The following is a 12,987-nucleotide window of genomic DNA, read 5'->3' as shown; positions in this document are numbered from 1 at the left end:
TCTATTCCCTATTGGGGGAGGCCGCGACCTCCTCGTGCTTCTGGGCGGCCTGGCGAAAATAGGCTTCCAGGACGGTTTTGGCCATGGGGGCGGCCACCAGGCCACCCCCACCGCCATGCTCCACCAGCACGGTCACCACCACTTCCGGCTTATCCGCCGGGGCATAGGCGGTGAACCAGGCATGATCACGAAACTGATAGGGGATCTCCTCATCATCCTCCAGGTGTTCGAAATGGGACAAGCGCACCACCTGGGCGGTGCCGGTTTTTCCCGCCACCCTGATATCCTTGATCCGGGCGCTTCGGCCGGTGGCCCGCTCCCCCGCCACCGCCGCCTCCACGGCTTCCTGCAACAGGCGCCAGGTTCGCGTCTTGACCGTGCTGATATCCCTCTCCAGCTCGGGCGCGAACTCCTGGATAACCTGGCCTTCGGGGTCGCGGATGGCGACCATCAGCTTGGGGCGATAGAGCCGGCCGCCGTTGGCCACCGCGGCGGTCATCCGGGCGATCTGCAAAGGGGTGACCAGATTGAACCCCTGGCCGATGGCCAGGGAGAGGGTTTCACCATCCTGCCAGGGCTCCCGATGGCGCTGGAGCTTCCAGGCGGCGGTGGGCACCAGGCCCGCCTTTTCGTGCTCCAGCACGACTCCGGTCTTGCCACCCAGCCCCAGTATCCGGGCGTAACGGGCCAGGGTATCCACCCCCAGCCGCTGGCCCAGCTGGTAGAAATAGACGTCACAGGAAACGGTCATCGCCTGCTTGAGATTGACATGACCATGGCCATTGCGGTTCCAGCAGTGGTAGCGGCGGCCGCCAAAAACAATGCTGCCCGCACAGTAATGGGTGGTCTCGGGAGTGACCACCCCCTCTTCCAGGCCGGCCAGGGCGGTGATGATCTTGTAGGTGGAGCCAGGGGCGTATTGTCCTTGCACCGGCTTGTTCAGCAAGGGAGCGCGCCGATCATCGAGGAGACCGCGCCAGACCGGCAGCGGGATCCGGCCGACAAACTGGTCCAGGGGCAGATGGGGGGCGCTGGCCAGGGCCAGCAGGCGACCGGTGTCAACCTCCATCACCACCACCGCCCCGGCCTGACCCTCCAGGACCTTTTCCGCCACCTGCTGAATCTCCGCGTCCAGGGTGAGCTGGAGATCATTTCCCGGCAGGGGTTCCTGAATCTGTAACTGCTTCTGGGCAAAACCCCGAACATCCACCTCCACGTAACTGCGGCCCTTCTCCCCTCGCAGATAGGACTCAAATAACTTTTCGATCCCCATCTTGCCGATGGGATCCCCGGATCGATAACCATCCCCCGGCCGCTCCGCCAGCTCCTGACGGTTGATCTCGCCCAGATAGCCCACCAGGTGAGAGGCCATATTGCCGTAGAGGTAATCCCGACTGGGCTGAACCTCGATCTGAACTCCGGGCAGATTGAAACTGTTGTTTTCGATCCGGACCAGGGTTCGCCAGTCGATATCCTCCTTGAGGCGGGTGGGGATGAAACGGGGCTGTTCGGCCCCGGCCCGGATGCGATCCAGCAGTTCGGAGATATCCAGGTCGAGAATCCGGGCCAGTTGCTTGATCACTTCATCGGGGTGGGGCGCGTCCTCACGAATCCAGATCACGTTGAAACGGGGCCGATTGGTGACCATGATCTCCCCGTGGCGATCCAGGAGGTTGCCCCGGGGAGCGGCCAGCTGCTGGACCCGGATCCGATTGCTCTCGGAGAGCTGCATATATTCGCCACCCTGCTGGATCTGGAGGTACCAGAGTCGCAAAACCAGGATTGCCACGACGCAAAGCACCACCGCCGTAGCGGCGTCGGTCCGTTTTTTGAGCATTTTCAGCTCGGCCGGATCCATTTTATTAATATTGCCCAAGGGGCGCAGCATGACTCAGTCCCTGTTGAAGCGGTTGGCGGGACGCCGTTTGAAAACAAAGATGGAGAGCGGCGGTTTATTCTCCAGCAGATCCTGCAGCCACAGGCAGCAGTGGAAAAAGGGCAGGCAGGCAACGCCCAGAATAACAATGTTCTGCAAAAGCTGCGGCCAGGCCCAGTAGGTCTCGTTTCCCGGGGAGAGGAGGGAAACCAGCAGGTGGGCACAGGCGGCAAACCCCAGAAATCCGACCATCACCAGAGGCACCTGGTGGACCGAATCCTTCAGGGCCAGGTTGCGGGAGATCACCTTAATTATCAGAAAGAGCAGCAGATAGGCCAGGGGATAGACCCCCAAGTGAATACCGGAGAAGATATCCAGCATCATGCCCAGCAGCAGAGTCAGTACCAGACCCCGGAAGGTATCCATCTGCAGGGCGACAAAAACCAGCAGGAGAAAAAGCAGGTCCGGGCGGCCGATCCAGGCCGGGAACCGATGAAACAGGGTGGTCTGTAAAACCAGAAAGATGATGCCGATGCCGAAAAAAACCAAAAACCTCATGGCGGCGGCTATTCCGTAAGAGGAGATTTTTTCATGATGATGACCAGATGTTCAAACCGGGAGAAGTCGGCGGCCGGCTCCACCCTGATACTTTGAAACATCCCCCTTGGGGAGCGAACCACCTCCGCCACCCGACCCACCGGCAAGCCTTGGGGAAAGACCCCGCCCAGGCCCGAGGTAATGATATGATCCCCCTTCTCCACATCGGAGTTGCGCAACACATAGTGGAGAACGAACTCATTGCCATCCCCCTTGATGATCCCCTGGACCCGGTTTTTCTGGATAATAACATCCACGGCACTGTTGGGGTCGTTGGCCAGGAGGATTTTGGCATAATTGGGCGAGGTGTTGATCACCTGGCCGACAATGCCTTCCACGGTCACCGCCGGCATGCCGCGCTCCACCCCGTCACTGCTGCCGCGATCGATGGTAAGGGTCTTGAACCAGAGAGAGGGATCGCGCCCGATGACCCGGGCGGTGATGGTGGGGTCGGGCAGTGATTCCTTCAACCCGAGCAGTTTCTGCAGACGAACGTTGGTGGCCACCGCCTCCCGGTATTGGGTGGTGGCGGCCTGGTAATGGCGCAGCTCCTCGCGCAGCCGCCGGTTCTCGTCCCGAACCCCGATCAGTTCGCGGTAATCGGTCCAAATACCGGCAAAGTAGCCGCCGACCCCGGTGCCCACCGCCTGCACCCCCCCAACCACTTCCAGACCCAACCGGTGAACCAGATTGAACTCCCGGCGGCCCAGGGAGGAGACGATGATGATGAGAATCAGAACGAAAACAACGCCAAACAGCAGCAAAGTGCGGGCCTGACGGGCACTTTTTCCTCTTTTTCTCATGGGGCGGATCGGTGGTCAGGTTTAAACATTGCCTCGGTTAACTCAGGTGGTCAAAACATCCTTGAGGACATCGATATTTTCCAGAGCCTTACCGGAGCCAAGCACCACCGAGGAAAGGGGGTCCTCGGCGATAATCACCGGTACCCCGGTCTCTTCGCGCAGCCGCCGGTCCAGATTGCGGAGCAGGGCCCCGCCGCCGGTGAGCACGATCCCCTGGTCAACGATGTCGGCGGCCAGTTCCGGGGGGGTCAACTCCAGGGCCATCTTGACCGCCTCAACGATGGCATCAACCTGCTCGGTGATCGCCTGCCTGATCTCATCGGAAGTGATCACCAGGGTTTTGGGCACCCCGGAAACCAGATCCCGGCCCTTGACCTCCATGCTCTCGTAGGGCTCTTCCGGCATCACGTTGGCGATGGTGGTCTTGATCACCTCGGCGGTGTGCTCACCGATGGCCAGGTTGTGCTTACGCTTGATGTAGTGGAGGATCGATTCATCCATCTTGTCGCCGGCCACCCGCACCGAGCTGGCGTAAACCACCCCGGCCAGGGAGATCACCGCCACCTCGGTGGTGCCGCCGCCGATATCCACCACCATGTTGGCGGTGGGCTCGGTGATGGGCAGGCCGGCCCCGATGGCGGCGGCCATGGGCTCCTCGATCAGGTATACCTCCCGAGCCCCGGCCGATTCGGCCGACTCCTTCACCGCCCGCTTCTCCACCTGGGTGATACCGGAAGGAACGCTGATGATGATCCGGGGATGCACCAGGGTGCGCCGGTTGTGGACCTTGTTGATGAAGTAGCGCAGCATCGCCTCGGTGACCTCGAAGTCGGCGATGACACCATCCTTGATCGGCCGAATGGCGGCGATGTTGCCGGGGGTACGGCCCAGCATCATCTTGGCCTCCTTGCCCACGGCCAGCACCTTGTTGGTGCGAGCGTCCTTGCGGACCGCCACCACCGAAGGCTCCCGCAAAACGATCCCCTTGCCTTTAACAAAAACCAGGGTGTTGGCCGTACCCAGATCGATTGCCAAATCGTTGGAGAGAAAACCGAACAGGGAATCAAGGAACATGGTGGTCCTCTATGGTGATGGTTATCTGGAGAGCCAAATGCTTAACAAGTCTTAATATATCAAAAGCATGCGAAACAGGGTGAGTCTAGCAGAGTCTCTTGAGCCTGGCAACTAAAATGACGGGAGTTTCCCACGAAAAAAACTTGACAGGCCAAGCGGGGTCGTGGTAAACGATGGGCCGTCCACGTGGGGCTATAGCTCAGCTGGGAGAGCGCTTGAATGGCATTCAAGAGGTCAGCGGTTCGATCCCGCTTAGCTCCACCACTTTTTAATCTGGACCCCCTTTCTTGAACGTAACAGCTGGTTCCGTCGGGGAGGGCCTGACCGGTTTTTCTCGAGACCAGGGGCCTCTGCCGCCGTCAGTTGAATTGGCCTTCTTCCTAAAGCGGCGGGGGCTTTCTTTTTCCTCCCCGGCCCCTTTAGTCAGCCCCTTGGAGTTCGACCCCCATGAGCATTCCCGCCAAAAACCAGACTGCGGCCGGCGAACCCCGGGAGCGCCCGGTGGGAGAGGAAACGATCCTCAAGGTGACCAAGGAGATCGTGATCAAGTTCATCGAGGTCGGTCGCCTCTCCCCCGCCAACTTCACCGAAACCTTCAACGAAATTCATCGCACGGTGCGTGATGCCGTCCGCCCCTGAGTTGCAGCCCCACCTGAGCAACCCGCTGGATCCAACCTTGAACCGCCCGCCGGCCCAGGTCCGCCACGTTCACCTGATGGGGATCGGCGGCACCGGCATGGCCGCCCTGGCCGGGATGCTGCAGAGCGCCGGCATGCGGGTAAGCGGCTCCGACCAGCGGGTTTACCCGCCAATGAGTGATTATCTGGCCGAGACGGGGATCGAGGTGATGGAGGGCTACCGGCCGGAAAACCTGGCTGCCCGCCCCGATCTGGTGATTGTCGGCAACGTGATCCGGGCGGTCAACCCCGAGGCCCGGGCCCTGGCCCAACTCAAGATTCCCTATCTCTCCTTTCCCCAAGCCCTGGGCCACTATTTTCTCAAGGAAAAACGCTCCCTGGTGGTGGCGGGAACCCACGGCAAAACCACCACCGCCTCCCTGCTGGCCACCATGCTCGACCACGCCGGTCTGGAGCCGGGCTTTATGATCGGGGGCATCGTCCAGGCCTTCGGGCGGGGAGCCCGGGCGGCCAACGGCCCCTTCTTTGTCAGCGAGGGTGACGAATACGACACCGCCTTTTTCGACAAGGGTCCCAAATTCCTCCATTATCGTCCCGAGCTCTGCATCATCACCAGCATCGAATTCGATCACGCCGACATCTACGCCGACCTGGCGGCGGTCAAGGCGGCCTTTGCCCGCTTGGTGGCGATCATGCCCCCCCACGGGGCCTTGATCGCCTGTCTGGACGATCCGGTGGTCGCCGAGATTTGCCGCCGGGCCCCCTGCCCGGTGCTGGGTTACGGCGAAACGCGGGATCTGCCTTGGCGGCTGCGGGAAATTGAGATCCAACCCACCGGAACCACCTTTACGGCGGAGAGGGAGGGACGCGATTTCGGCCGTTTCCGCAGCCCGATGCCCGGCCGACACAACGCCTTGAACGCCCTGGCGGTGATCGCCCTGCTGGACCGGCTGGGAGTTGCCCCAGAGGCCATCGCCGCCGGCCTGGCCTCCTTCACCGGGGTCCGTCGGCGCCAGGAAGTTCGGGGGGAGGTGGCCGGGGTAACGGTGATCGATGATTTCGCCCACCACCCCACGGCGGTGCGGGAAACCCTCAACGCCCTGCGGGCGGCCTACCCCGACCGCCGCCTGCTGGTGGTGTTCGAACCCCGCACCAACTCCAGCCGCCGCCGGGTCTTTCAGGAGGCCTACGTGCCGGTTTTTGCCGCCGCCGACCGGGTTTTGCTCCGGGTTTCGGAAGGGCTGGAGCAGATCCCCGAGGCGGAAAGATTCTCGGTGCAACAGCTGGCCGCCGACCTTGCGGCCCGGGGCCAACAGGCCCAAGCCTTCCCCACCACCGACCTGATCCTCGCTGAGCTGGCCGCCACCACCCGCCCCGGCGATCTGGTCGCCATTCTTTCCAACGGCGGCTTCGACGATATCCATCGCCGCCTCCTGCAACGCCTGGCCGCCCCCCTCGGCCAATAAACCGTTTTTCCCTTGCGCTTTCCCGCCCGCTGTGCTGATAATCGGGGCGATGCTCCCGCTACCCCCCAAAACGTTTTTTATGAATAGCTATTCATTTTTTGCTTGACCTTGGCCCGGAGCAGGACTAAAGAACAGCTTAAGTTTTTTTCTTCCTGAGCAGTTCGGGGGAACAGAGAGGAGGGAAGAGTGGAACAGGAATACCTGATAGATCTCTTGTACGTGGTGGCCTTCTTTTTCGGCGGGATGGCCATGGCCGGTGGCCCGGTCATCATCTCCAAGTTGCTGGCCCCCAGAACCCTGCAACCCCAGACCAGGTCCATTTACGAATGCGGCATGCCGCCCATCGGTGAGGCCTGGATCCGCTTCGGGGTGGTTTATTACCTCTACGCCCTGATCTTTCTCGCCTTTGCCGTTGATATTCTCTTCCTGTTGCCGGTGGCGGTGATCTATGCCGGAGAGACAATCCTCGGCTCCAACCTGCTGGACTTCATTGTTATTTTCCTCTTCATCGATACCTTGGCGCTGGCCGTGGTCTATGCCTGGAAAAAGGGAGTGTTTAAGTGGGAACGGAAAATTTACAGCACCCACCAGTAGTCCATTTCGCGACCCTGGACAAGCTGCTCAACCTGGGGCGGGCCAACTCGCTGTGGCCCCTGACCTTCGGTCTGGCCTGCTGCGCCATCGAGATGATGGCCACCGGGGCCTCGCGGTTTGACCTGGACCGTTTCGGGATCGGGGTTTTTCGCCCCGCCCCCAAGCAGGCGGATGTCATGATCGTGGCCGGCACCATCAGCAAAAAGATGGCCCCGGCCATCGTCACCCTCTACGAGCAGATGCCCCACCCCAAGTGGGTGATCGCCATGGGCAACTGCGCCATCTCCGGCGGGCCTTTCAAGTTTGAAGGCCAGTACGGAATCGTCGAAGGCGCGGATAAGATTCTGCCGGTGGATATCTATATCCCCGGCTGTCCGCCCCGGCCCGAAGCCCTGATTGAAGGTTTGCTCCTGCTGGAGGAGAAGCTTACCGGCAGCCGGCGCTGGCCGAGGGTTGAACCGCAATGAAAAGCGCAGCCGTCAAACAAGCCTTGAACGCCTTGGCCCTGGGAATTGAGGAGTGCGATTATGCCGCCCGGGGTTACCATCTCAGTGTAACCGTCCCCCCCGAGCAGGTGGTGGCGGCGGCGGAGATTCTCGACCGGGAAGGTTTTTTCCTGGAGGCGGTCACCGGCGTCGACTGGCTGGGGGAGCAGGAAGCCCTGGCCAAAGAGGCGGCGAAGGCCGCGGCGGCGGCCAAAAAGGCGGCGGCCGAAGCGGCCAAGAAGGCGGCTGAAAGCGGCGAGACCCCCGCCAAACCATCAGCCCCGCCCGCCGCATCGGCACCCCAACCGACGGCGCCGGCCGAGCCGGTGGAGGACAGCTTCGAGGTGGTTTATGACTTCAACCACTACCCCCAGCTTTGCCGGGTGGTGATCCGAACCCGGGTTCCCCGCCATACCCCGCAGCTGCCGACCATTTCCCAGGTTTATCCCGGCGCCAACTGGCACGAACGGGAGACCCACGATTTCTTCGGCATTGTCTTTGAAGGGCATCCGGACCTTTCACCCTTCCTGCTTCCCGAGGATGCTGATTTTCACCCCCTACGCAAGGATTACCAGCCATGAGACCCCTGGCCGCCGATCCCGCCCACGAAACCTTCATCCTCAACGTGGGGCCGCAGCATCCCGCCACCCACGGCGCCCTGCGGGTCAAGTTGACCATGGACGGGGAGTATGTTGTCGAGGCCGAACCGGTCCTGGGCTACATCCACCGGATGCACGAAAAGATGGGGGAAAATCGCCCCTATCCCCAGTTTATGCCCAACACCGGCCGCCTGGATTACCTCTCCGCTCTCTGCTACAACCACGGCTACGCCGGGGTGGTGGAGAGAGCCGCCGGGATCGAGGTCCCGGAGCGGGCCGAATATATCCGGGTGGTCACCGTCGAGTTGAACCGGATCTCCAGCCATCTTCTCTGGCTGGGAGCCTTCGTTCTCGATCTGGGCGGTTTTACTCCCCTGCTTTACGTGATGGATGATCGTGAGCAGATCCTCGACCTGCTGGAGTCGGTGACCGGCTCCCGCCTCACCTACTGCTATTTTCGCTTCGGCGGGGTCTACAACGATATCGACGACGACTTCGTCACCGGGGTCCGCAACTTCGTCAAACGGATGCGGGAAAAGCTGCCCATGTACCACAACCTGGTCAGCAAAAACGTTATTCTCCGCCAGCGCCTGGAGGGAATTGGGGTGATCAGCCCGGAGATGTGCCGCAAGTACGGGGCCACCGGGCCGGTGGCCCGGGGCTCCGGAATCGCCTACGATGTGCGCAAACAGGAACCCTATTCGGTATATCCCGAGATCGATTTCGATGTTCCGGTTTATGAGCAGGGCGATTCCATGGCCCGCTATCTGGTGCGGATGGACGAGATCGAACAGAGCCTGCGGATTGTTGAGCAGGGGCTGGAGAAGATGCCGGAGGGGCCGGTGATGGCCGCCAAGGTACCCAAGGCGGTCAAGCCTCCCAGGGGGGATTACTACTTCGCGGCGGAGGCGGCCCGGGGGGACTTTGGCATCCGGCTGGTCAGCGACGGCAGCACCACCCCCTACCGGCTGAAGCTGCGTTCCCCCTCCTTTTCCAACGTCAGCCTGTTTGGCGAGGCGGCCCGGGGCCTGCTGCTGGCCGATGCCCTGGCCCTTTTTGGCAGCCTTGACCTGGTAATTCCGGAGATCGACCGATAGGAGCCTAGTTGAAATGAGTGGATATCCTGAAATATTCCGGGTTCTGGCCTACATCGTCGGCACCTTGGCCTTTGTCGGTCTCAACGCCGCCTTTCTGGTCTGGCTGGAGCGGAAGGTGGCCGGGCATATTCAACGGCGGATCGGACCCAAGGAGGTGGGACCCTTCGGGATTATCCAGTCCCTGGCCGACGGGATCAAACTGATGAGCAAACAGCTGGTGGTGCCGGAGCAAGCCGATGGCCTGCTTTACCGCCTGGCTCCGCTGATGACCATGACCACCGCGATCATGGTCTTTGTCACCATTCCCTTCGCCCCCAACGTGGTGGCCCGCGACCTCAACATCGGCATGCTGGTAATCTTCGCCTTCGCCTCAGTCAACGTGCTGGCCCTGCTGCTGGCAGGCTGGGGCTCCAACAACAAATATTCGGTGATCTCCGCCACCCGGGCCGTCTCCCAGAACGTGGCCTATGAGGTACCGATGCTGATCACCGTGGTAACGATGGTGATGATCGCCGGCACCATGAACCTCAACGAGATTGTCATTAAGCAGGGCAACCTGCTGCAGTGGAACATCTTTCCCTGGAACGGCAGTATCATGCTGCCGGTGGCCTTCTTAATTTTCTTTATCTGCGCCCTGGCCGAAACCAACCGGGCGCCCTTCGATCTGGGCGAGGCCGAAAGCGAGCTGGTGGCCGGTTTCCACACTGAATACGGCGGCATGGGTTTCGGTCTCTTCTTCCTGGGCGAGTACGCCTATGTTTTTGTCGGCTGCGCCCTTACCAGCATCTTTTTCCTCGGCGGTTGGCAATGCCCGTTGGGCTGGGCTCCGGGAGTCCACTGGCTGCTGATCAAAACTTATCTGCTGGTGTTTGTGGTCATGTGGATCCGCTGGACCTTTCCCCGGACCACCATTTATGGCCTGCTGAATCTTTCCTGGAAGGTGCTGGTGCCCTTTGCCCTGGTCAACCTGATCGTTACCGCAGCCCTGTTGAAGGTGTTTTAATGAGCGGCTATTTCCAAGAGCTTTATGACGGCGGCAAGAGCCTGCTGGTGGGCATGGGGATCACCTTCAAGTACATGCTCCAGCCGGTGGTCACCATGCAGTACCCCCGCCAGAGCGTGAAGATGACCCCGCGCTACCGGGGCCACATCGAGCTGGTGGCCGACGAGGAGGGCAACAACAAATGCATCGTTTGCGGCATGTGCCAGCGCAACTGCCCCTCGGGTTGCATCTCCCTGGCCGGGGAGAAACCGGAAGGGAGCAAGAAGAAGGTGCTGACCCAGTATCAGCTTGATTTCACCACCTGCAGCCTCTGTGGCTCCTGTGTCGAGGGTTGCCCCACCGATGCCCTCGATTTTTCTAAGGAATACAATCTGGCCGGGCTGACCCGCCAGGAGTATATTTTTGACCTGCTAAAACGTTTCGAGGAACGAAAGCGATGACCCCATTACTTTCGGTGGAGGGGCTGGCCGGAGTGGTTTTCCTTGGCTTTGTCCTGATCATCATCCTGGGCGCCCTGGTCGCCACCCACGCCGCCACCCTGATCCGAGCGGTCAGCGGGCTGGCCCTCTGTCTGGTGGGGGTCGCGGGAGTGTACTACTTCCTCGGCAGCCCCTTCCTGGCCCTGATGCAGCTTCTGATCTACGCCGGGGCGGTCTGTGTCGCCATCATCTTCGCGGTGATGCTGGCCGAACCCCAGGGGGTTAAAAAGTTCAAGAAGATGCACCCCCTGGCCGGCCCGGGGGCGATTGCCGCCGGCGTCCTGATGGCCTGGGGCCTGGCGGCCCTGGCTTTCAAAACTTCCTGGCCGGAAGCGGCAACAAGGCTCAACCCTGGCGCCCTGGAGGATGTGGGCCGGGCGATGATGACCACCTTCGTGGTCAGCTTCGAACTGATCTCCCTGATTTTGCTGGTGGCGATCATCGGCTCCCTGGTGCTGGGTCGCCGGGGAAGGAGCAAGGTGTAGCCATGGATATTCTCAACCTTTATAACGAGTTGCAGACCTACCTGCTGATCGCCGCCCTGCTCTTCGGTTTTGGGATCTACGGAATCATCAAAAACCGCAGCCTGATCGGAATTCTGATCTCCGCCGAACTGGTCCTCTGCGCCGCTTCGGTCAACTTTATGGCCTTCAACCGTTTTCTGGCCCCGGACCCGGTGGTGGGGCAGATTTTCGCCCTCTTTATCATGGGGCTGGCGGCGGCGGAGGCGGCGATCATTCTGAGCATCATCATCGCCGTTTACCGCAACTACAAGTCAATCGACCCCGAAGAGCCGGTGGAACTGGCAGGCTGACGAGGAAATACGCCCAATGGAACCGATTGTATCAATAAAACCGCTGCTGGCCTTGCTGGCCGCCCTCACCGGCGCCATCCTGGTAATGCTTTCCGGTCGCAATCCCAACATCCGGGAAACCTGGTCGACGGTGGCCGCCGTGGTGATGTTCACGATCATCGCCTCCATGGCCCCGCTGATTCTGGCCGGCAAAACCATCGTTTACCCGATCTTCCAGATACTACCCGGCATCTCGGTAACCCTGCGGGTGGATGCCTTCTCGATGATCTTCGCGGTGGCCGCCTCGTTCCTTTGGATTCTGGCGGTCTCCTATTCGGCCGGCTACATGCGCGGCCTTCATGAACACGCCCAGACTCGCTTCAACGCCTGTTTCGCCCTGGCCCTTTTCGGCGCCATGGGGGTGGCCTTCTCCGACAACCTCTTCACCCTCTACCTCTTCTACGAGATCGTCAGTATCGGTACCTATCCCCTGGTCGCCCACCACCAGGATCAGGAAGGTTACGACGGGGCCAAGAAGTATATTGTATACCTGACCACCACCGCCAAGGGGCTGGTGCTGCCGGCGATGATTCTGATCTATCTGCTCACCGGCACCCTGGACTTCGCCGACAACGTCTCCACCGGCATCCTGCCCGAGGGGGCCAGCAGCGTCATGGTGACGGTGCTCTACTTCTTCTGCATCCTGGGTTTCGCCAAAAACGGAGTGATGCCGTTTCACGGCTGGTTACCCGGCGCCATGGTGGCTCCCACCCCGGTTTCCGCTTTGCTCCATGCGGTGGCGGTGGTCAAGGTGGGGGTCTTCTGCACCACCCGGGTGATGCTCTACGTGTTCGGCGTCGACCTGATGGATGATCTCAATCTGGGGATCATCACCGCCTACTTTGTCTCCTTCACCATCCTGATGGCTTCGATCATCGCCCTGAGCAAGGACAATCTCAAGGCCCGGCTGGCCTACTCCACGGTGAGCCAGCTTTCCTACATCATCCTGGGAGTGGCCCTGCTGACCCCGGCGGCGGTGGAGGGGGGCCTGATCCATATCACCAACCACGCCTTTGCCAAGATCACCCTCTTCTTCTGCGCCGGGGCGATCTACGTGGCCACCCACAAAAAGAACATCTCCGAGATGGGGGGATTGGGCCGAGTGATGCCCTTCACCTTCGGGGCCTTCGCCATCGCCTCCCTGTCGATGATCGGGGCTCCGCCGGTGGGAGGTTTCGTCACCAAATGGTATCTGCTGGTCGGCTCCATGGACGCAGGCCAGATCGGGATTATCCTGGTACTGCTCAGTTCCACCCTGCTCAACGTGGGTTATTTCGCCCCCATCACCTACAAGGCCTTTTTCGGTAAACCTCCAGCCGGGGAAGTTCATGCCGGCGGGATCAAGGAGGCGCCCCTGACCATGGTGATCCCCATCGTGATCGCGGCGACCATTTCCGTGCTGATCGGTATCTACCCCGAGTTC

The 12,987-nt window shown here is 61.0% G+C and carries 15 protein-coding genes and 1 tRNA gene; 12 read left to right on the top strand and 4 right to left on the bottom strand.

The features are described 5' to 3' along the window. Position 1: 1 nt before the first annotated feature. From mrdA to ACHHRT_RS10750, 4 genes are read right to left on the bottom strand one after another with little or no spacing between them, the layout of a single operon-like run. A complete protein-coding gene (mrdA, locus tag ACHHRT_RS10765) occupies positions 2-1,837 on the bottom strand; it encodes a penicillin-binding protein 2 (protein WP_395499774.1) in 1,836 nt (611 codons plus the stop codon). Between the two features lie 54 nt (positions 1,838-1,891). Beyond that, positions 1,892-2,434 carry a rod shape-determining protein MreD gene (mreD, locus tag ACHHRT_RS10760; RefSeq protein WP_395499773.1) on the bottom strand — a complete coding sequence of 181 codons (543 nt, stop codon included), beginning with the start codon at positions 2,432-2,434 and terminating at the stop codon, positions 1,892-1,894. Between the two features lie 8 nt (positions 2,435-2,442). Beyond that, entirely contained in the window at positions 2,443-3,276 is an 834-nt protein-coding gene (gene mreC, locus ACHHRT_RS10755) for a rod shape-determining protein MreC (protein WP_395499772.1), read from the bottom strand. A 42-nt stretch (positions 3,277-3,318) separates the two neighbouring features. Next, entirely contained in the window at positions 3,319-4,350 is a 1,032-nt protein-coding gene (locus ACHHRT_RS10750; protein ID WP_395499771.1) for a rod shape-determining protein, read from the bottom strand. Between the two features lie 188 nt (positions 4,351-4,538). On the opposite strand from ACHHRT_RS10750, the gene ACHHRT_RS10745 reads away from it, so the two are divergent. The 12 genes from ACHHRT_RS10745 to ACHHRT_RS10690 form a co-directional block, all read left to right on the top strand. Continuing rightward, positions 4,539-4,614 (top strand) — tRNA-Ala (locus ACHHRT_RS10745). Positions 4,615-4,797: 183 nt separating this feature from the next. After that, positions 4,798-4,989 (top strand): hypothetical protein, encoded by a 192-nt coding sequence (locus ACHHRT_RS10740; RefSeq protein WP_395499770.1) that lies wholly within the window; start codon positions 4,798-4,800, stop codon positions 4,987-4,989. After that, the gene (gene mpl, locus ACHHRT_RS10735; protein WP_395499769.1) at positions 4,973-6,454 is read left to right on the top strand and encodes a UDP-N-acetylmuramate:L-alanyl-gamma-D-glutamyl-meso-diaminopimelate ligase; all 1,482 of its coding nucleotides are present in this window, start codon (positions 4,973-4,975) and stop codon (positions 6,452-6,454) included. The genes ACHHRT_RS10740 and mpl overlap by 17 nt, the downstream gene beginning before the upstream one ends. A gap of 186 nt (positions 6,455-6,640) precedes the next feature. Further along, positions 6,641-7,048 (top strand): NADH-quinone oxidoreductase subunit A, encoded by a 408-nt coding sequence (locus ACHHRT_RS10730; RefSeq protein ID WP_395499768.1) that lies wholly within the window; start codon positions 6,641-6,643, stop codon positions 7,046-7,048. Beyond that, positions 7,015-7,515, top strand: a complete 501-nt coding sequence (locus ACHHRT_RS10725) for an NADH-quinone oxidoreductase subunit B (RefSeq protein WP_395499767.1) — start codon at positions 7,015-7,017, stop codon at positions 7,513-7,515. Before ACHHRT_RS10730 ends, ACHHRT_RS10725 begins: the two co-directional genes overlap by 34 nt. Continuing rightward, positions 7,512-8,114 (top strand): NADH-quinone oxidoreductase subunit C, encoded by a 603-nt coding sequence (locus ACHHRT_RS10720; protein WP_395499766.1) that lies wholly within the window; start codon positions 7,512-7,514, stop codon positions 8,112-8,114. The genes ACHHRT_RS10725 and ACHHRT_RS10720 overlap by 4 nt, the downstream gene beginning before the upstream one ends. Then, positions 8,111-9,229 carry an NADH-quinone oxidoreductase subunit D gene (locus ACHHRT_RS10715; RefSeq protein WP_395499765.1) on the top strand — a complete coding sequence of 373 codons (1,119 nt, stop codon included), beginning with the start codon at positions 8,111-8,113 and terminating at the stop codon, positions 9,227-9,229. The genes ACHHRT_RS10720 and ACHHRT_RS10715 overlap by 4 nt, the downstream gene beginning before the upstream one ends. A gap of 13 nt (positions 9,230-9,242) precedes the next feature. Beyond that, complete coding sequence (gene nuoH / locus ACHHRT_RS10710) at positions 9,243-10,232, top strand: NADH-quinone oxidoreductase subunit NuoH (RefSeq protein ID WP_395499764.1); 990 nt, start codon at positions 9,243-9,245, stop codon at positions 10,230-10,232. Further along, positions 10,232-10,672, top strand: coding sequence for a NuoI/complex I 23 kDa subunit family protein (locus tag ACHHRT_RS10705; protein ID WP_395499763.1), 441 nt, complete (start codon positions 10,232-10,234; stop codon positions 10,670-10,672). Before nuoH ends, ACHHRT_RS10705 begins: the two co-directional genes overlap by 1 nt. Next, positions 10,669-11,196 (top strand): NADH-quinone oxidoreductase subunit J family protein, encoded by a 528-nt coding sequence (locus ACHHRT_RS10700; protein WP_395499762.1) that lies wholly within the window; start codon positions 10,669-10,671, stop codon positions 11,194-11,196. The genes ACHHRT_RS10705 and ACHHRT_RS10700 overlap by 4 nt, the downstream gene beginning before the upstream one ends. A gap of 2 nt (positions 11,197-11,198) precedes the next feature. Next, positions 11,199-11,525: an NADH-quinone oxidoreductase subunit NuoK gene (gene nuoK, locus ACHHRT_RS10695; RefSeq protein WP_395499761.1), complete on the top strand. Its 327-nt coding sequence runs from the start codon at positions 11,199-11,201 to the stop codon at positions 11,523-11,525. A gap of 16 nt (positions 11,526-11,541) precedes the next feature. Then, positions 11,542-12,987 (top strand): monovalent cation/H+ antiporter subunit D family protein (locus tag ACHHRT_RS10690; RefSeq protein ID WP_395499760.1); only part of this gene is annotated, 1,446 nt, incomplete at its 3' end.

Origin of the sequence: Desulfurivibrio modestus (assembly GCF_044068625.1) — a bacterium.
In the GTDB taxonomy this organism is placed as follows: Bacteria; Desulfobacterota; Desulfobulbia; order Desulfobulbales; family Desulfurivibrionaceae; genus Desulfurivibrio.
The sequence above is the reverse complement of the archived record's forward strand: the minus strand, read 5'-3'. Positions and strand labels throughout refer to the sequence as shown.